Annotated in this window: 13 protein-coding genes and 1 pseudogene; 9 read left to right on the plus strand and 5 right to left on the minus strand. The window is 73.6% G+C overall.

What is annotated here, in order from left to right:
• Nucleotides 1–45: 45 nt before the first annotated feature.
• Nucleotides 46–1,155 carry an epoxide hydrolase family protein gene (locus AAH991_RS14890; RefSeq protein ID WP_346226391.1) on the minus strand — a complete coding sequence of 370 codons (1,110 nt, stop codon included), beginning with the start codon at nt 1,153–1,155 and terminating at the stop codon, nt 46–48.
• Nucleotides 1,156–1,217: 62 nt separating this feature from the next.
• Here AAH991_RS14890 and AAH991_RS14895 point away from each other — a divergent pair, with 62 nt between their 5' ends.
• The 7 genes and pseudogenes from AAH991_RS14895 to AAH991_RS14925 form a co-directional block, all read left to right on the plus strand.
• Nucleotides 1,218–2,201 carry a helix-turn-helix transcriptional regulator gene (locus tag AAH991_RS14895; RefSeq protein WP_346226392.1) on the plus strand — a complete coding sequence of 328 codons (984 nt, stop codon included), beginning with the start codon at nt 1,218–1,220 and terminating at the stop codon, nt 2,199–2,201.
• Between the two features lie 76 nt (nt 2,202–2,277).
• Entirely contained in the window at nt 2,278–5,523 is a 3,246-nt protein-coding gene (locus AAH991_RS14900; RefSeq protein WP_346226393.1) for an ATP-binding protein, read from the plus strand.
• A gap of 125 nt (nt 5,524–5,648) precedes the next feature.
• Entirely contained in the window at nt 5,649–5,849 is a 201-nt protein-coding gene (locus tag AAH991_RS14905) for a hypothetical protein (RefSeq protein ID WP_346226394.1), read from the plus strand.
• Nucleotides 5,850–6,017: 168 nt separating this feature from the next.
• Nucleotides 6,018–7,013 (plus strand): MvdC/MvdD family ATP grasp protein, encoded by a 996-nt coding sequence (locus AAH991_RS14910; RefSeq protein WP_346226456.1) that lies wholly within the window; start codon nt 6,018–6,020, stop codon nt 7,011–7,013.
• Complete coding sequence (locus tag AAH991_RS14915) at nt 7,003–8,055, plus strand: TIGR04500 family putative peptide maturation system protein (RefSeq protein WP_346226395.1); 1,053 nt, start codon at nt 7,003–7,005, stop codon at nt 8,053–8,055. The genes AAH991_RS14910 and AAH991_RS14915 overlap by 11 nt, the downstream gene beginning before the upstream one ends.
• Nucleotides 8,052–10,196, plus strand: a complete 2,145-nt coding sequence (locus AAH991_RS14920) for a peptidase domain-containing ABC transporter (protein WP_346226396.1) — start codon at nt 8,052–8,054, stop codon at nt 10,194–10,196. Before AAH991_RS14915 ends, AAH991_RS14920 begins: the two co-directional genes overlap by 4 nt.
• A gap of 93 nt (nt 10,197–10,289) precedes the next feature.
• Nucleotides 10,290–11,555: pseudogene (locus AAH991_RS14925) on the plus strand (AfsR/SARP family transcriptional regulator); the annotation flags it as partial.
• A 579-nt stretch (nt 11,556–12,134) separates the two neighbouring features.
• On the opposite strand, the gene AAH991_RS14930 reads toward AAH991_RS14925, so the two are convergent.
• The 4 genes from AAH991_RS14930 to AAH991_RS14945 form a co-directional block, all read right to left on the minus strand.
• Nucleotides 12,135–12,887 carry an SDR family NAD(P)-dependent oxidoreductase gene (locus tag AAH991_RS14930; protein ID WP_346226457.1) on the minus strand — a complete coding sequence of 251 codons (753 nt, stop codon included), beginning with the start codon at nt 12,885–12,887 and terminating at the stop codon, nt 12,135–12,137.
• Nucleotides 12,884–14,203 carry an MFS transporter gene (locus tag AAH991_RS14935; RefSeq protein WP_346226397.1) on the minus strand — a complete coding sequence of 440 codons (1,320 nt, stop codon included), beginning with the start codon at nt 14,201–14,203 and terminating at the stop codon, nt 12,884–12,886. Before AAH991_RS14935 ends, AAH991_RS14930 begins: the two co-directional genes overlap by 4 nt.
• Nucleotides 14,204–14,273: 70 nt before the next feature.
• Nucleotides 14,274–14,855: a TetR/AcrR family transcriptional regulator gene (locus AAH991_RS14940; protein WP_346226398.1), complete on the minus strand. Its 582-nt coding sequence runs from the start codon at nt 14,853–14,855 to the stop codon at nt 14,274–14,276.
• 37 nt (nt 14,856–14,892) lie between these two features.
• Nucleotides 14,893–16,065, minus strand: coding sequence for an FAD-dependent monooxygenase (locus AAH991_RS14945; RefSeq protein ID WP_346226399.1), 1,173 nt, complete (start codon nt 16,063–16,065; stop codon nt 14,893–14,895).
• A gap of 55 nt (nt 16,066–16,120) precedes the next feature.
• Between AAH991_RS14945 and AAH991_RS14950 the strand changes: the two genes are divergently transcribed.
• Together AAH991_RS14950 and AAH991_RS14955 are read left to right on the plus strand one after the other, a co-directional pair.
• Nucleotides 16,121–16,690 carry a PadR family transcriptional regulator gene (locus AAH991_RS14950; protein ID WP_346226400.1) on the plus strand — a complete coding sequence of 190 codons (570 nt, stop codon included), beginning with the start codon at nt 16,121–16,123 and terminating at the stop codon, nt 16,688–16,690.
• Between the two features lie 49 nt (nt 16,691–16,739).
• A complete protein-coding gene (locus AAH991_RS14955) occupies nt 16,740–17,708 on the plus strand; it encodes an aldo/keto reductase (RefSeq protein WP_346226401.1) in 969 nt (322 codons plus the stop codon).
• Nucleotides 17,709–17,726: the final 18 nt, after the last annotated feature.

The raw sequence follows: 17,726 nt of genomic DNA on the forward strand, positions 1-17,726 counted from the left end.
CCCGGCCGTCCCGGATTCGGTCAGGGGCGGACATCTGACAGGCGATCAGCGCAGGGCGGCGTAGAAGTCGCGCAGGTCGGCGGCGAGCACGTCCGGCCGCAGGTGGGCGGCGTAGTGGCCGCCCCCACCGTAGGACCGCCAGTGCACGATGTTCTTGTGGTCGCGCTCGGCGAAGGTGCGCATCGACACGAAGTCGCCCTCGAACATCGCCAGGCCGAGCGGGACCGTCGTCGGCTCCTTGGGGTGCTCGGCGTGCGCGTCCTCGTAGTAGAACCGCGTCGCTGACGTGGCGGTGCCGGTCGCCCAGTAGAGCATCGTGTTGGTCAGGATGAAGTCGTCGTCGACGTCCTCGCCGAACAACTGGGCGTTCCAGCCGAGCAGCCCGGCCGGCGAGTCGAAGATCCCGTACGACAGCGTCTGCGGCTGCTGCGAGTGGACCATGTTGAACGACATCTTGTTCTCGTAGAACCACTGCAGCACCTCGAGGCCCTTGCGCTCCTCGTCGGTGAGGTTCGCCATCTCCGCCGGGTCGCCGGAGGGGAACGAGTAGATCTGCGTGACGTGGACGCCGACGACGTGCTCGGGGTCCACCCGGCCCACCTCGGGCGAGACGAACGAGCCGCCGTCGTTGCCCACCGCGCCGTACCGGTCGTAGCCGAGCCGGCGCATGAGCTCCGCCCAGGCCCGGGCCGTACGGAACCGGTTCCAGCCCCGCTCCCTCGTCGGGCCGGAGAAGCCGAAGCCGGGCAGCGACGGGATCACCAGGTGGAACGCCCGCGCCGGGTCCTCCGGGTTCGTCAGCGGCTCGATGACCTTGAGGTACTCCACGATCGAACCCGGCCAGCCGTGGGTCAGGATCAGCGGGAGCGCGTCCTCGTGCGGCGACCGTACGTGCAGGAAGTGGATGTTCTGTCCGTCGATCTCGGTCGTGAACTGGGGATACCGGTTGATCTCGGCCTCGTGGGCGCGCCAGTCGTACCCGTCGCGCCAGTAGGCGGCCAGCCGCTTCACGTACTCGACCGGCATGCCGTAGTCCCAGCCCGCGCCGGGGATCTCGTCGGGCCAGCGGGTGCGGCCGAGGCGGTCCTTCAGGTCGTCGAGGTCGGCCTGCGGGACGTCGATCCGGAACGGCGTGATCTGCGTGTTCTCGCTCATGACGCCGACACTACGGACCCTTCAGGACAGGCTCTGTCCTGAAGCGCCGCCAGACTGGAGCAATGTTGGAGACCTCGGCGCGGTTGCTGCGCCTGCTGTCGTTGCTCCAGGCGACCCGCGACTGGCCGGGCAGGGCTCTCGCCGAACGGCTCGGCGTGAGCGAGCGGACGGTGCGCCGCGACGTCGACCGGCTGCGCGAACTCGGCTATCCGGTGGAGTCGACCCGGGGCACTGACGGCGGCTATCGGCTGGTCGCCGGGACCGCGATGCCGCCCCTGCTCCTCGACGACGAGGAGGCGGTGGCCGTGGCGATCGGGCTGCGGGCCGCCGGCGGCGTGGCGGGCGTCGAGGAGGCGGCCGAGCGCGCCGCCGCCAAGCTCGAGCAGGTGCTGCCGTCGCGCCTGCGCCGACGGGTCGGCGCCCTGCAGGCGTACACCGAACCGGTGCCGCCCGACCGGCCGGGTCCGGCGATCGACCCGGCCGTCCTGAACGCGCTGGCCGCCGCCTGCCGCGACCGCGAACGGCTGCGGTTCGACTACCGGGGCCACGACGGCTCCCCGGGCGTACGCGTGACGGAGCCGCATCGGCTCGTGTCCTGGGGCCGCCGCTGGTATCTGGTGGCGTGGGACGTCGACCGCGACGACTGGCGCACGTTCCGGGTGGACCGGATCGCGCCGCGCACGCCCACCGGTCCGCGCTTCCCGCCCCGCGACCCGCCCGAAGGCGGCGCGGCCGCGTACGTCGCCCGGGGCGCGTCGGCGGCGGCCTGGCGGCATCACGCCCGGGTGCTCGTCCACGCCCCGGCCGAGGAGGTCGCGGCGCGGATCAACCCCGCCGTCGGCGTCGTGGAGGACGTCGACGACCACACCTGCGTGCTCGTGACCGGCGCCGACACCCTGAACGCGCTCGCCGTCCACCTCGGCCTGCTCGACCTCGACTTCGAGGTCACCGGCCCGCCGGAGCTGGTGGACCACCTGCGCGCCCTCACTGCCCGCTACGCCCGCGCCACGCCGGGGACGGCCGAGGGGCACCACGGGGTCTCGTGATCGGGGAGCGAAGCGGCGTTCACCCTAAACTCCTCGTGGTTGCACGGCGAAAGAGTTCCACAGGTGGGAGCAGAGGGTGGAGTTCCGGATTCTCGGCCCCATCGAGGTGCGCGGCGACGACGGGCTCCCCGTCGACCTGGGCCGGGGGCGCCCGCGTGCCATCCTGGCGCGGCTTCTCGCGGCACGCGGCACCGTCGTCTCCACCGACGCCCTCATCGCGGACCTGTACGGCGAGGATCCTCCGCGGGGGGCGCGCGCCACGCTGCACGCCTACATCGCGAACCTGCGCCGTGTCATCGAGCCCGGCCGGGAGCCGCGCGCCGCACCCGAGCTGCTCCTGTCCAGGTCGTCCGGCTACCTGCTCGCCACCCGGGACGTCGACGCGATCCGCTTCACCGGCCTGGTGGAGGCCGCGGAGACGGTCCCGCCGGGTGAGGCGCTGGTCGCCCTGGACGAGGCGCTCGGACTCTGGCGCGGCACCGCCTACGGCGATCTGGCCGACGAGCCATGGGCGGTCACCGAGACGAACCGGCTGGCCGAACTGCGCCTGGTCGCGGTCGAGCGGCGCGCACGGGCGCTGCTCGCCCTCGGCCGTCCCCAGGCGGTGATCGACGACCTCGGCGCCGAGACCGCGGAGCATCCGCTGCGGGAGCGCCTGTGGTCCCTCCTCGCCCTGGCGCTGTGGCGTGCCGGCCGGCGCGACGACGCCCTGTCCGCGACGCACCGGGCGAGGGACGCGCTCGAGCGGCTCGGGCTGGACCCGGGTCCCGAGTTGCTGGCGGTCGAGACCGAGATCCTCCAGGACACCGCCGCGCTCCGGCCCGTGCCCTCCGCCGCCATCGGCAGGGAGCGGGAACTGGCCGAGCTGAAGACGCTGCTCGACCGGACGGACCACGAGGGGATGGCCATCGCCGCGGTGACCGGCGAACCGGGAATCGGCAAGACGTTCCTGCTCGACGCCCTGCGCCGCCACTGCGAGGACCTGGGCTATCTCGTCCTCAGCGGCAACTGCCACGAAACCCGCGCAGCTCCGCCCCTGTGGCCGTGGCTCCAAGTGCTGGACGCGCTCGCCCTCGTGTGCCCGCCGCCCGACCGGCCGGCGCTGGCCGGTCTCCTGGACGAGGAGGCGCCCACCGGCACCACGGAGGCCGCCAGGCTCCGCCGCAACCAGGCCATCGCCCAGTGGCTCGCCGCCGCCGCCCGCTCACGTCCGACGCTGATCGTCCTGGACGACCTGCACTGGGCCGATCCCGCCTCACTCGAACTGCTGAGGGACGTGGTCATGCTGACCGAGGGCGCGGCCCGGCCCGTGCCCCTCACCCTGGTCACGGCCTTCCGCGACGCGATGTTCACCGGCGCCGCGGCGTCCGGCGGCACCCAGCCCGCGCGCGGCCTGACCGTGGACGAGCTGCTGAGCCGCATCACCCGGTACGAGCTGCTCAGGATCCACCTCACCGGGCTGGAGGCCGGCACCGTACGGGCGATCGCGGCGGACATGGGAACCGACCTGGACGAGACGACGGCGGGGCGGCTCACCGCGCGCACCGGCGGCAACCCGTTCTTCGTGCGCGAGAGCGTGCGCCTGCTCGCCCAGGGCCGGACGCTGGACGCGGTCCCCCCGGCGGTGGCGGACCTCATCCGGCGGCGGATCGCCCTGCTCCCCCCGGAGACCGGCGAGGCCCTGAGGATCGCCGCCGTGATCGGCCGGACCTTCGACCCCGCCGTCGTCGCCGAGGCCGGGCGCGCGGAGACGTACGACGCGCTCGACCACGCGGCGCGGGCGGGTCTGGTCGCCGCGCGGGCCCATCGGATGACGTTCGCGCACGACCTGGTGCGGGAGACCCTGCTCGCGGACATCCCGCCGCTCAGGAAGGCGGCGTTGCACCGCGACGTGATGACCGCGCTGGCCTCCCGCCCCGGGAGCGACGTGACGGCGATCGCGCACCACGCCGTCGAGGCCGGCCCGGCCGCCTACCGCGAGGCGGCGCACTGGGCGCGGGCGGCGGCCGAGCAGGCGAGTCTGCGCATGGCCTTCGAGGAGGCGGCCGCGTGGTGGGGCCGGGCGATCACCGCGCACGGCGCCTGCGCCGGTGACCCTCTCGACCATGTAAAGCTGCTGCTCCGTCAGGTTCGCGCCCTGCTCGACGCGGGGGACCTGTTCGGGGCCCGGCAGGCCCGGGCCGAGGCCGTACGCGCCGCCGACCGGGCCGGAGCGGGACCCGAGCTGACCGCCCGCGCGCTGACCGCGCTCGACGCCCCCGCGAAGTGGACGCTGCGCGACCCCTACGAGGCGGTGGAGCTGCGGCTGGTGCACCGCTTCGAGACCTGCCTGCGGGCGCTGCCGGAGGACGACAGCCCGGAACGCGCCCGCCTGCTGGGCGGCCTGGCGCAGGAGCTGTACGACGGGACGGACAACCCCCGCTGCGACGCACTCTCCGCCCAGGCGGTGCGGATGGCCCGCCGGTTGGACGACCCGGTCCTGCTGATGGGCATGCTCAACGCGCGGCACCTGTCCCTCCCCCAGCCGCTGCACGTCGGCGAGCTGCGGGACATGACCGACGAGCTGCACGCGCTGGCGCTGCGGACGGAGTCCCCGGGCTACGAACTGCTCGCGCAACTGCTGTACACCAACGCCAGGCTGGAGACCTTCGACGTCCGGGGCGCGGACGAGGCCGCCGCACGGTGCGACGAGATCCTGGAACGGCTGCCGCTGCCGTGGCCCCGCTTCCAGCACACGATGTGGCGGGCCGTACGGCTCACCCTCGACGGCCGGTTCGACGAGGCGGACGCCATGTACGACGAGGCCGTACGCCAGATCGGCGCCATCGACATGTGGCACGCCGACGGTCTCGTCGCCATGGGACGCGTCATGCTGCACTACCACCGCGGCACCATCGCGGACGCCGGGCCGTACATCGACCGCACCGCCGCCTTCCACCCCTCCATGGGCAGAGACGCCCGCATCCTGCGGCTCTGCGCGCAGGGCCGGACGGAAGAGGCGGCTGAGCTGGCCCGGGGCGGCCGGCAGGCGCCGCCCAAGGACTGGTCGTGGCTGAACACGACCTGCCTGCAGGCGGCGGCCCAGGCCGCCCTCGGCCAGGCCGGCGCCTGCCGCCTGACCTACACGGCGCTGCTGCCCTTCAGCGGGCGCGTGTCCGCCTGGTCGGGGGTCATGTGCCTGGGGCCGGTCGACTGGTACCTCGCGTTGCTCGCCACCGCCATGGACGACGCCGTCGCGGCACGGCGGCACCGCGAACTGGTGGCCCGGCTCGCGGGCGAGAACGGGCTGACCTGGTGGCGGGACCGTGCCGCCGCTTTGTGACCGCAGTCGCGACCAAGACGAACCAAGACAGGCCAAGAGCGGTCAAGAGAACCCCAAACGGCGCTCTCCAGGATGGGTGCAGGGCCGCAGGTCGCGGCCCCGCACAACCAGATGGGGGAAATGTCATGCGTGACATTCTCAAGATCGAGGACCTGCCCGCGGGCGTCACCGAGCTCTCGGGCGCGGCGCTGGAGACCGTCGCCGGCCTGGACATCGTCCAGGACGACGGCAGTGTGATCAGCGCGAGCATGAGCCCCGGGACGGGCTACGTGTCCAGCTCCTACGCCAACGGGACGAAGACCGACACCCTCCCGGCCGACCGCTGACGACGCGGTGACCGGGCCGCCGACCGAGCGCGGCCCGGTCCTGCCGACGACCGGACGACCAGGTGCGGCCGAGCCCGTCGCCCGGTCGCGGACCCAACGAACGGGGAGCCGGTGCCCGCGGGCGCCGGCTCCCCGCCGCATGTGGGCAAGGAGGGCCCAGACGTGTTGATGATCATCAGCGGTTCGCGCGACGACTCGGTGCACGCCGTGCTGCCCAAGCTGCGGGAGCGCGGCGTGCCGCTGCTGTGGTGGGACGAGGGCGACTATCCCGGGGCCTCCACACTCACCACTGAGCACCTCGACGGCCGATGGCGGCAGACGCTGACGCACCGGGGTGAGACGTACGACCTGTCGAAGGTCGGCGCGGTCTGGTACCGCCGTCCCGGCAGGCCGTCGGCCCCGGACGTGCGGGAGCCGTCGCAGCGGGACTTCGCCGAACACGTGGCCGCGCACGCCCTCGACGGCGCGTACGACCTCATGGTGGGGGCGAGGTGGATGCCCGCGCTGCCCCGCCACGCCCGGGCGATCGACAACAAGCTGCTGCATCTGTACCGCGCCGCCGAACTGGGGTTCACCATCGTCGACACCGTGGTGACGAACGACCCGGGCGAACTCGTCCCGGCCTGGAACCGGGCCGGCGGCCGCCTCGTCACCAAATCGATCGACTTCCGGCAGTTCACGGTGGACGGCGAGTTCGGCCACCTCTACACGGAGGTGGTGCCGCGGCGACGGCTGTCCGGCCGGCACCGGCTCCGGCACGGCCCGGCGATGCTGCAACCGCAGGTCCCCAAGGCGTACGAGCTGCGGGTGACGGTCGTCGGCGAGCGGGTCTTCGCCGCCCGCATCGACTCCCAGGCGTCCCGGCTGACCGCCGTCGACTGGCGGCACTACGACGATCCCAAGGTGGGCTACTCCGCCTACGACCTGCCGCCCGATGTCGCGGAACGCAGTGTCCGCCTGGTCGCCGGGCTCGGCCTGAGCTACGGCGCGCTGGACCTCATCGTGACTCCCGACGGCCGGTACGTGTTCCTGGAGCTCAATGTCAACGGGCAGTGGGCCTTCGTGGAGATGCTGACCGGCATGCCGATCAGCGACGCGATCGCCGACTGGCTCGCCGGCGCCACCATCCGCCCCCTCACCGAGGAATCCGCCGATGCGCACTGACCCGGAAACCACTGCCTTTCGGCCCGGACCCGCCTTCGCCGCGGACCTCGCCGACGCCGTCACGCTCCTGCGCGGACTGCCGCCCGCCCGCGACAGGGTCGCCGACGCGCACCGGCGCGTCCGGGACTGGGCCGCCCGGCGGCCGTGGCTCCACGCCGATCTCGTGGTCGACCAGCCGCCGGGAACGACCAGGGCCGGTTACGACCTGCTCCTCGCCCACCCCGAGGGCGGCACGGTCGCCCTGTCCGCCGAGGTCGACGACGGCGTCCCCTGGCTCGTCGACCACTCCACCCACTGGGCGGCGGGAAAGGTCCTCAGCGTCGACGGGCACGAGCTTCCGGTCGCGACCGCGCTGTTCACCCTCCGCGCCCTCGGCGCCCGTGACCCGCGCCTGCACGAACGACTGGTGGACCACTGCGTCCTCCTCGGCGAAATAGAGGGCGACCCCGAGCCGCTGACCGCCGCCGAGAAACAGCGGGCCGCGGACGGGTTCCGCCTCCGCCGCGGGCTCACCACCCGCACCCGGACGCTGGAGTGGCTGGCCGAGACCGGCATGTCCGAGGAGGCGTTCCGCAACCACGTCGAGACGCAGGCGCGCATCGCGCGGGTCCGCGAGCGCTTCGCCGGTGAGCCGGCCCGGCGGCATCTCGCCGAGCACCCGGAACATTTCACCGTACGGCGGGCCGCCTGGGTGACCGGACCGCGCCCGGAGCCGCTGCGCGCCCTGCTCCACGGCCCGGCGGCCGAGTTCGCGAACCGGGTGACGACGGCGCTGCTGCCGCCCGGCGACGCCGCCGGGCTGCGGCTGGAGGCCGCCGCCACGCTCACCCCCCGTCTGCCCGAGCCCTTGCGGGACGTCCCCGCCGGCGCGGCGGCCGGGCCCGTGCCCCACGACGGCGGCTATCTGGCCGGGGTCGTGTACGAGGTCGTCCCGCCGGACCCCGAGGCACCGGAGGTGCTCGACGCGGCGCGCGACGCCGCGTTCCAGGCATGGCTGGACGAGCGGCGGCGCACCGCCGAGATCCGCTGGTTCTGGCTGTGAGACGGCGAGTCCCGCTGCAGATGCAGCTCACGCGCAGCGAGTGCGGCGCGGCCTGCCTGGCCATGGTCCTCGGCGGGCTGGGCCGCCGCACGAGCCTCGCCGAGGTCCGCGAGTACCTGCCCGAGGGCGTCGACGGGGTGAGCCTGCGGGAGATGATCCAGGCCGGGGCCCGCTTCGGGCTGCGGCTGCGCGCCTGCCGCGCCCCGATGGACACCCTCGCCGGGCTGCCCGCGCCGTTCATCGCCCTGTGGGAGAACAACCACTTCGTCGTGGTCGAACGGGTGACGCCGCGCGGCGTCAGCGTCCTCGACCCGGCGCGGGGGCGCCGGCGGCTGTCGCGGCGGCAGTTCCGCGCCGGTTACTCCGGCACGGTGCTGCTCGCCGACGCCCCTTCCGGGCTCACGCCCGCCGTCAGGTCCCGGCCGTGGCGGGTGTTGCGCCCCCTGGTCGTGCCCGCGCTGGCGAACCGGGGGCTGATCATCGCGGTGCTGCTGGCCTCGCTCGGCACGCAACTCGCCGGCCTCGCCGTGCCGGTGTTCACCAAGCTCGTGGTGGACCGGCCGGTGGAGACCGACGTGACGACGCTCTCGGCGGCCGCCTTCTGCGTCGTCGCCGCGCACGCGCTGATCGCCTGGACGCGCGCCTGGGCGCTCATCAGGCTGCAGACCTCGGTGGCGGCCGAGATGATGCGCAGGCTCGTCGGCCACACACTGGCCCTTCCGTACCGCTTCTTCCAACGCCGCTCCAGAGGAGACCTGCTGAGCCGGCTCAGCGGGGTCGCGATGCTGCGCGACCTGCTCACCGAGCAGGCGCTGGCCTTCCTGTTCGACCTGTTCACCGCCGTGACCTATCTGGCGCTGCTGCTCGTGGCCTCGCCCGGGATGGCTGTGCTGACGCTCGCGGCCGCCACCCTCCAGGCCGGCGTGGTGCTGGTGACGGCCCGGCGCGGCACGCACCTGGCCCTCGCCGCGCTGCACACCAACGCCTCCACCCAGTCCGCCCTCGTCGACAGCCTGGCCGGCATCGAGGCGATCAAGGCGACCGGAGGCGAGGCGGCGGCCGTCGCCCGCTGGCGTGAACGGCACGACGAGGAACTGGCCACGGGAGCGGCCCGCAACCGGCACGTGGCCGGGGTGCAGGCGGCGAGCCACGCGCTGGGGATGGCGCTCGACCTGGGGCTGCTCGTCGCCGTGTTCGCCACCGCCGGCCACGGCGCGACGCTGGGCGACCAGCTCGCCCTGGTGTCCCTCGCCGCCTCGGCGGCCGCGCCGCTCACGTCGCTGCTCGGCATCGTGTACCAGCTCCAGCTCGCCGCGGCGCACGTCGGCAGGATCGCCGACCTGATCGGCGCGGAGCCGGAGCGGCAGGGCGGCGTCCGATTGGCCGGCGGGCTCCGCGGCGCCATCACCGTCACCGGCCTCAGCACCGGCTACGACGCGCGCAGCCCGGTGCTGCGTGACGTGTCGCTGCGCGTTCCGCCCGGTGCGCGGGTCGCGATCGTCGGCGCGTCCGGTTCCGGCAAGACCACGCTGGGGCGGGCGTTGATCGGGCTGGTCGAGCCGTCCTCCGGGCAGATCCGCTTCGACGGCGTGCCGCTGGAGGATCTCGACCGGCGGTGGCTGCGCCGGCAGGTGGGGGTCGTCACCCAGCAGCCGCACCTGTTCGCCGGCACGGTCATGGCCAACATCGCCGGCTTCTCCGGCCTGAGCAGGCAGGAGGCCGAGTACGCCGCCCGCCTGGCCGAGATACACGACGAGATCGTGCGGCTCCCGCAGGGCTACGACACCGACGTCGGCGAGGGCGGCGGGCGCCTGTCCGGCGGCCAGCGTCAGCGTCTGGCGCTGGCCCGCGCCCTGGCCGGCCGCCCCAGGATCCTGCTGCTCGACGAGTCGACCGCCAGCCTGGACGCGGCGACCGAGGAGCGCATCCGCCGGAACCTGCTACGGCTCGGGCAGACGCAGATCATCATCGCCCACCGGTTGTCGACCATCCGGGACGCCGACCTCATCGTCGTGCTGGACCGCGGCCGGCTGGTCGAGGCGGGCACCCATGACGACCTGATGGCCTACGGCGCTCACTACGCCCACCTGGTCCGCCATCAGGGTCAGCCGGCCGGGCTCGCCGCGACTCCCGCTCACTGATCCTCCTCCGGCCCAAGTCCCCGGCCAGTTGGATGCAAGTCCTTCCCTGTTGTCTGGAAGTCCGCGAAGGACTGCCCTGCCGGGAGGACGCTCATGCCCACGGACGCGGCGACGCGGACGGAGTTCCGCGTCCTCGGCCCCCTGGAGGCCCACGACGGCGAAGGCGCGCCCGTCGATCTGGGCGGGCCCGTCCAGCGGTCGCTGCTGGCCAGATTGCTGGTCGCGCGGGGAGGCGTGGTGCCGGTCGGGCGGCTCGTCGACGACGTGTACCGCGGCGCGCCTCCGGCCTGTGCCGTGGCTACGTTGCGAGCGCACGTGTCGAGACTGCGCCGGGCCGTAGAGCCGGGCCGCGCGCCGCGTACCCCGCCGTCTCTGCTGATCTCGCGTCCTCCCGGGTACGCGCTGGCGGCTTCGGACGTCGACGCCCTGCGCTTCGAAGAACTGGTGCGCGGTGCGGAAGGCCGGCCGGCGGCGGAGGCGCTGCCCCTGCTCGACGAGGCGCTGGGGCTGTGGCGGGGTCTCCCGTACGGGGAGTTCTGCGACGAGCCGTGGGCCGTCGCCGAGGTGGACCGGTTGTGGGAGCAGCGTGCGGCGGCGGTCGAGCGGCGCGCGCAGGCGTTGCTGGACCTGGACCGGCCGCAGGCGGTGATCGGCGGCCTGGAGGGGGAGACGGAGGCCAACCCGTCCCGGGAGCGGCTGTGGTGCCTGCTCGCGCTGGCGCTCTACCGCACCGGCAGGCAGGCCGACGCGCTGGCCGTGCTGCGCCGCGCCGCAGGCCGCCTGGGACGCCGTCCGGGGACGACCTCGGGCGCGGCGCTGCGGACGCTGGAAGCGGACATCCTCCGGCACGCCCCCTGCCTGGGACCCGTCCCCGCTGCCGTGGCGCACGCTCCGGAGGCCCCTGCGGAGGCCCCTGCGGAGGTCCCCCGGGAGCGGCCGCCGCTGCGCGGCCGGGAGCGGGAACTGGCGGAACTGACGACCATGCGGCCGGGCGCGGCGCCGGCGGTCGCGGCGGTCGGCGGGGAGCCGGGCATCGGCAAGACCGCCCTGCTTGCGGCCTTCCGGGAGGACCGCGCCCGGCTCGGACATCTGGTGCTGTGGGGCGGCTGTGACGACGCCGGCGAGGCGCGCCCCTTCGGGCCGTGGCGTCAGGTGCTGGGGGCGCTCCTGCGGAGCCGCCCTCCCGCTGACCGCTCCGCCCTGCGGGACCTGCTGGACGACGTGCCGCCCGCGGTCACGGCGTCCGCGCGCCGCGGCGGGGCGGTCGCCCGATGGCTGGCCGCCGCCGCACGCGAGCAGCCGCTGGTCGTCGTCCTCGACGACCTGCACCGTGCGGACCCGGCATCCGTCGAGCTGCTCGGGGACGTCCTGATCCATCTGCGCGCCGTGCCCGGCGACACGCCCGTAACCGTCGTCGCCGCCTTCCGCTGTTCCCCGCCGCAGGGCACCGCCGGGCACGCGGCCGAAGATCTGCTGTGTGCTCTGGCCCGCTACGACCTGGTGAGAGTCCGGCTCGAGGGTCTGGACGCCCGGGCGGTGGGCGCCCTCGCCGCCGATGCCGGCGTCACGCTGGACGAGCCGGCCGCGCGCCGGCTGACAGAACGAACCGGGGGGAATCCGTTCTTCCTGCGGGAGATCCTGAGCCGGCGCGCGCGGGGTCCGGTGGCGGAAACCGTGCCCGCCGCGGTGGCGGAACTCATCCGCCGGCGGGTTGCCGAGCTGGGGCCGCGGGTCGGCGCGGTCCTCGGGATCGCCGCTCTGATCGGCCGGGACTTCGACCCCGCGCTCGTCGCCGAAGCCGGCGGCGATTCGGTGTGGGACGCGTTGGACCAGGCGGCCCAGGCGGGTCTGGTCGTCTCCCGCGCCGGCCGCATGACCTTCGCCAACGACCTGGTCTGGGAGACCCTCGCCGACGAGGTCCCGCCGTCCCGGAGGGCCTCAGGCCGAGGCGCCGCCGTCGAGTGCCAGGTCGAGCCCCACCGCGAAGCCGGCGTCGTCGGAGGCCAGCCAGAGCACGGTGCCGGTGATCTCGTCGAGGGTGCCGACACGGCCGATCGGCAACTGGTCCCGGAGCCGGGCCGCCCGGTCGTCCGCGGTCTCGCCGGGGCGCATGGACATCTCCGTGTCCAGCGGTCCCGGGCTGACCGCGTTGATCCTGACGCCCGCCGCGATGTTCTCCAGCGCCGCCGTACGGGTCAGCGCGCTGACCGCGGCCTTGGACGCGGCGTAGGCGCCCAGCCCGGGAACCCTCTTGTGCGCCCCGATGTTCGAGGCGATGTTGACGATCACGCCGGAGCCCTGGGCGCGCATCGCGGCGACCTCGTGCTTCATCGCGAGGAAGGTCCCGGTCGCGTTCACCAGCATGACCCGCGCCCAGTCGTCCTCCGGCATGTCCGCGACCGTGCCTGCGGCGAAGATCCCGGCGTTGTTGACCGCGACGTCGAGGCGGCCGAACCGGGTGACGATCTCCCGGACGAGCCGGGCCACATCGGCCGAGTCGGTGACATCCACCGCGAGCGCGGCGGCCCGGCCTCCCTCGGCCTCGATCAGCTTGACGGTCTGCTCCAGCGCCTGGGGGTTGCGTGACGCCGCCACCACGACGGCGCCCTCCCGGGCGAACCCCCGGGCGACCGCCCGGCCGACGCCGGAACCCGCTCCGGTGACCAGAACCACCTTGTCCGTGAACCTCATCGTCGCTCCTCCGATCGGGGCAGCGCGACGGCGACCGTCGCCGCCGCGAGAAGGAAGACCGGGGCCATGGCGGTGAGGGCGAATCCGTAGCCCTCGGTCATGGCCCGGGTGCCGCCCGCCGGCACGTGGCCCGTGCGGGCGGCGGCGAGCGCCACGAGCACGGCGAGGCCCACCGTGGGCCCCGCCTCCATTGCGGTGTTGACCAGTCCCCCGGCCGCCCCGGCGTCCTCGGCGGGCACGTCGTCGAGGGCCGTCACAGTGGCGCCGGAGAAGGCCAGTCCCGAGGCGACCGGGAAGACCAGCAGCCCGGCGAGCACGCTTCCCCCGGCCCCGATGTCGCCGAGCAGCGCCATCGACACCGCCGCGAGCACCAGCCCGGCGACCAGCACGCGCCGCGCACCGAAGCGGCGCAGCAGGCGGCCGCTCACCGGGCCCATGACGACGACCAGGAGAAAGGGCAGGAAGGCCAGACTCGTGCGGATCGGCGACAGCCCGCGCCCCTGCTGCAGATGCAGACTGAGCAGGAACGTGGTCGCCGCGCCGGCGGCCGCCGTGACGAAGACGACGAGCAGGGCGGCGCCCCTGCGGCGGTGCGCCACGAGCCGCAGCGGCAGCAGCGGCCGCGGCGTCCTCGCCTGAAGAGCGACGAAACCGCACGTCAGCAGCAGTCCGGCGGCGGTGACGACCATCGCGCCCCGCAGAAGACCGTAGGCGAACGCGACCAGCCCCGCCGTGGCGAGCAGCGCGCCGGGCAGGTCGAGGCGGGCCGCCGTACGCGGCACGGGCGGCAGCAGGAGGGCCCCGGCGGGCACGGCTGCGACGCCGACGGCGGCGGGCAGGAGGAACGACCAGCGCCACGAGGCCACGGCGGCGACGAGGCCGGACAGCAGGCTGCCGGCGACGGCCCCGGTGGCCGACAGGGTGCCCCACACCGCCAGCGCGCGCTCGCGCTCCCGTACGTCGGGGTGAAGCCGCGTCACCAGGGAGACGGCCGCGGGGGCGGCCATCGCGGCGCCCACTCCCTGGGCGAAGCGCGCGGCGAGCAGGACGGCGTGGCCCGGAGCCAGCCCGCCCGCCGCCGACGCCAGCGCGAGCAGGGCCATCCCGGCGAGGAACATCTCCCGGGCGCCCCACCGGTCGGCGAGCCTGCCCCCGAGGAGCAGCAGCCCGCCGAAGGTCAGCCCGTACGCCGAGCTCAGCAGCGCCAGGTCCCCCTGTCCGAGGCCGAACTCCCGCTGCACGGCCGGCAGCGGCACGGTGAGGAGAGTGATCGCCGCGACGAGCGTGACCTGCGCCCCGCCGAGCACGGCGAACACCGCCGTCTTTTTAGATCGATCAGTCAATAATGAGGGCATGGCAAAGCGCACTCCTCTTTCCACGGGGAGATCAGCGGAGGAGCGCGAGGGCCTGGGCGGCGGCGTCGCGGACGCGGGCGGGATCGCCGCGGCCCTTCCCCATCACCCGCAGCCCCTGCAGGAAGACGAGCACGAATCGCGCCAGCGCCCGGGGATCGGCCTCGGCGGAGATCTCCCCTTGGGCGCGGGCGCGGATGAGCGCGGAGGTGAGCGCCGTCTCCAGGCCCGTCCAACTGGTCTCGACGAACCGGGCCACCGGCTCGTCGTCCGGCAGGAGTTCGGCCGCCGCGTTCACGATCATGCAACCCCGCCGGTCGCGATCGTGGATCGAGTCCTCGGCGTACATCTCCACCAGGGCCCGTACGGCCGGCAGGGCGGGACCGGGCTGCGACAGCAGCTCCACGAGGTCGGGGTCGCGCGTCTGGACGTAGCGCTCCAGCGCCTTCAGGTAGAGGTCGTGCTTGCCGCCGAAGGTGGCGTACAGGCTGGCGCGGCCGATGCCGAGATGCTCGACCAGCTCGGCCATCGACGTGGCCTCGTATCCGCGCCGCCAGAACAGGTCCAGGGCCCGCTCCAGCACGACGTCGGGGTCGAATTCCTTGGTCCTCGCCATGGCCCCGACCCTAGACCATATGAGAACGATCGGTCAATTAAGCCGTGATGTGGTCGTCCCAGGTGATCCGGTGGTCGTACATCCAGGCCAGCGCGTTCCGCTTCTCCACCTGCCGCATGATCACGGGAAGGATGAGGTCGCGGACGAAGGCCCCGCCGGCGCCCGGCGCCTTGCCGTCGCCGTTGCGCTTGCCCTGCGCGACGACGCGCTCGACCCGCTCGCGCCGCAGCCGCTCGAAGGCGGCGAACGCGTCCGTGGTGTCCGGCACGTCGCGCAGGCACTTCCCCAGCACCACGGCGTCCTCGATCGCCATCGACGCGCCCTGGCCGGAGGAGGGCGAGGTGGCGTGGGCCGCGTCCCCCACGATGACCATGCGCTCGCCGAACCACCTGGGCACGGTCGGGTAGTCGTAGGTGTTCCAGGCCGGCAGGATGCGAGGCGTCGCGGCGATGATCTCCCGCATCGGTCCCGCGTCGCTCGCGAAGAGGTCCATGAGCCTGGCCCGCCACCGCTCGGGAGTGATCGCCGCCAGTTCCTCCGCGCTCATCTCCCTGCGGCTCGGCGGGTTGGCGAACCACCACACCTGCCCATCGGGATGGACCATGTAGCCGAAGAAGCACCGCCTGCCGAAGACGAAGTAGCAGACCCCCGGCCTGCCCGGCGCCCGCACGCCTTCGGCGTAGCCGCCCGTGTTCAGCAGCCCGACGTACCGGGCGCGGGGAGCGCCGGGGTCGATGAGGGTGCGAGTGCGCGAGCGCAGCCCGTCCGCGCCCACCAGCAGGTCGCCCTCGGCCTCGCTCCCGTCCGCGAAGACCGCCCGCACCCCTCGCGGGGTGCTCGCGGCGTCGACGAGGCGCCTGCCGTAGTGGATCGGCACGCCCCGCCGTACGGCCTCGTCGCGCAGCGCCTGATAGAGGTCGGCGCGCCGGAGTGTGCGGCTCGGCTGCCTCGTGGTCGCCAGCAGCCTGCCGCGCGCGTTGCGGATCTCCATGACCGGCGTGTCCATGCCCAGGCCGCCGACGACGTCGTCCAGGCCGAGCAGCCGCAGGGCCTCCAGTCCGTTGCGCGCGACCGTGAGGAAGGCGCCGACGCCCTCGGCTCCCCGGTCGTAGGCCTCGAAGACCTCGCTGTCGACTCCGGCGCGCCGCAGCGCCATGGCCGTGACGGGACCCGCGATCCCGCCCCCGATGATCAGAGCTCTCTTGGTCATGCTGTAACTATACATATTATGACTATTTGCCGACAAGGCCCCTATGATGGGCGCCATGTCGACGCGGCGCTCTCCCCTGGCCACGGCGGTGCTCGCCCTGGTCTGCGAGTCGCCGATGCACGCCTACCGGATGCAGCAGCTGATCAAGGAGCGCCACCAGGACGACGTGGTCAACGTCGCGCAGCGCAACAGCGTGTACCAGACCATCGACCGCCTGCTCCGCGACGGGCTGCTCGCGGTCCGCGAGACCACCCGCGAGGAGAACCGGCCGGAGCGCACGGTCTACGAGGCCACCCAACTGGGCCGGGAGACGCTCAAGCAGTGGATGCGCACCATGCTGTCCACCCCGGCCCGGGAGTTCCCCGAGTTCCCGGCCGCGCTCGCCTTCCTGCCCGTGCTGGCGCCGGACGAGGCGCTGGCCGCGCTGCGGCAGCGGATCGCCGCGCTGGAGACGCGGCTGGCCGCGCTCGACGCCGAGCTGACCGAGAGCCTGACCTTCGTCGCCCGCCTCTTCCTCGTGGAGTCCGAATACCAGCGGGGGCAGATCGCCACCGAGCTGGAGTTCGTCCGCGGCCTCGCCGACGACCTCGCCGAAGGCCGCCTCACCTGGGACTTCCGCCTCTGAGGCGCGCCGGGCTCGCCTGGAGTCCACTCCAGGTACCTAGGGTGGGGGCATGGAATACGGACACCTTGGCCGCACCGGCCTGCTGGTCAGCAAGCTCTGCCTGGGGACCATGAACTTCGGTCCGCAGACCACGGAAGAGGACTCCTTCGCGATCATGGATCGCGCCCACGAGCTCGGCGTCAACTTCTTCGACACGGCCAACGTGTACGGCTGGGTCAAGGGCGAGGGGATCACCGAGAACATCATCGGCCGCTGGTTCGCCCAGGGCGGGGGCCGTCGTGAGCGTACGGTCATCGCCACCAAGCTGTACGGCTCGATGGGCGACTGGCCCAACGAGGAGAAGCTGTCGGCGCTGAACATCCGGCGGGCGGCGGAGGCCTCGCTGCGCCGCATGCAGACCGACTACATCGACGTCTACCAGGCCCACCACATCGACCGGGACACCCCGTTCGAGGAGTTCTGGGAGGCCATGGACATCCTCAAGCAGCAGGGCAAGATCCTGTACGTCGGCTCGTCGAACTTCGCCGGCTGGCACATCGCCAAGGCCCAGGAGTCGGCCCGGCGCCGGGGCACCCTCGGCCTGGTCAGCGAGCAGTCCCACTACAACCTGCTCGTCCGCGCCCCCGAGCTCGAGGTCATCCCGGCCTGTGAGGACTACGGCCTCGGCCTGATCCCGTGGAGCCCGCTGGCGGGCGGCCTGCTCGGCGGCATCCTGCGCAAGATCGACAAGGGCCGCTCGGCGTCCGACATGATCGTCGCGCAGCTCGACAAGCACCGCGACAAGATCGAGCGCTACGAGGCGTTCTGCGACGAGCTCGGCGAGGACCCGGCCAACGTCGGCCTGGCGTGGCTGCTGCACCAGCGCGCGGTCACCGCGCCGATCATCGGCCCCCGCACGGTCGAGCAGCTCGACGGCACGCTGCGGGCGCTGGAGATCGAGCTGGACGACAAGGCGCTCGCCCGGCTCGACGAGATCTTCCCCGGCTTCAAGACCGCACCGGAGGAGTACGCCTGGTGATCAGGCGGAATTGAGGAG

This window comes from Microbispora sp. ZYX-F-249 (assembly GCF_039649665.1).
In the GTDB taxonomy this organism is placed as follows: domain Bacteria; phylum Actinomycetota; class Actinomycetes; order Streptosporangiales; family Streptosporangiaceae; genus Microbispora; species Microbispora maris.

Bases quoted from the DNA above. Each gene is read 5' to 3' on its own strand.
- AAH991_RS14950 (WP_346226400.1), top strand. From the start codon at position 16,121: ATGTCGACGCGGCGCTCTCCCCTGGCCACGGCGGTGCTCGCCCTGGTC.
- AAH991_RS14890 (WP_346226391.1), bottom strand. From the start codon at position 1,155: ATGAGCGAGAACACGCAGATCACGCCGTTCCGGATCGACGTCCCGCAG.
- AAH991_RS14910 (WP_346226456.1), top strand. From the start codon at position 6,018: ATGATCATCAGCGGTTCGCGCGACGACTCGGTGCACGCCGTGCTGCCC.
- AAH991_RS14930 (WP_346226457.1), bottom strand. From the start codon at position 12,887: ATGAGGTTCACGGACAAGGTGGTTCTGGTCACCGGAGCGGGTTCCGGC.
- AAH991_RS14945 (WP_346226399.1), bottom strand. From the start codon at position 16,065: ATGACCAAGAGAGCTCTGATCATCGGGGGCGGGATCGCGGGTCCCGTC.
- AAH991_RS14915 (WP_346226395.1), top strand. From the start codon at position 7,003: ATGCGCACTGACCCGGAAACCACTGCCTTTCGGCCCGGACCCGCCTTC.
- AAH991_RS14905 (WP_346226394.1), top strand. From the start codon at position 5,649: ATGCGTGACATTCTCAAGATCGAGGACCTGCCCGCGGGCGTCACCGAG.
- AAH991_RS14895 (WP_346226392.1), top strand. From the start codon at position 1,218: ATGTTGGAGACCTCGGCGCGGTTGCTGCGCCTGCTGTCGTTGCTCCAG.
- AAH991_RS14955 (WP_346226401.1), top strand. From the start codon at position 16,740: ATGGAATACGGACACCTTGGCCGCACCGGCCTGCTGGTCAGCAAGCTC.
- AAH991_RS14940 (WP_346226398.1), bottom strand. From the start codon at position 14,855: ATGGCGAGGACCAAGGAATTCGACCCCGACGTCGTGCTGGAGCGGGCC.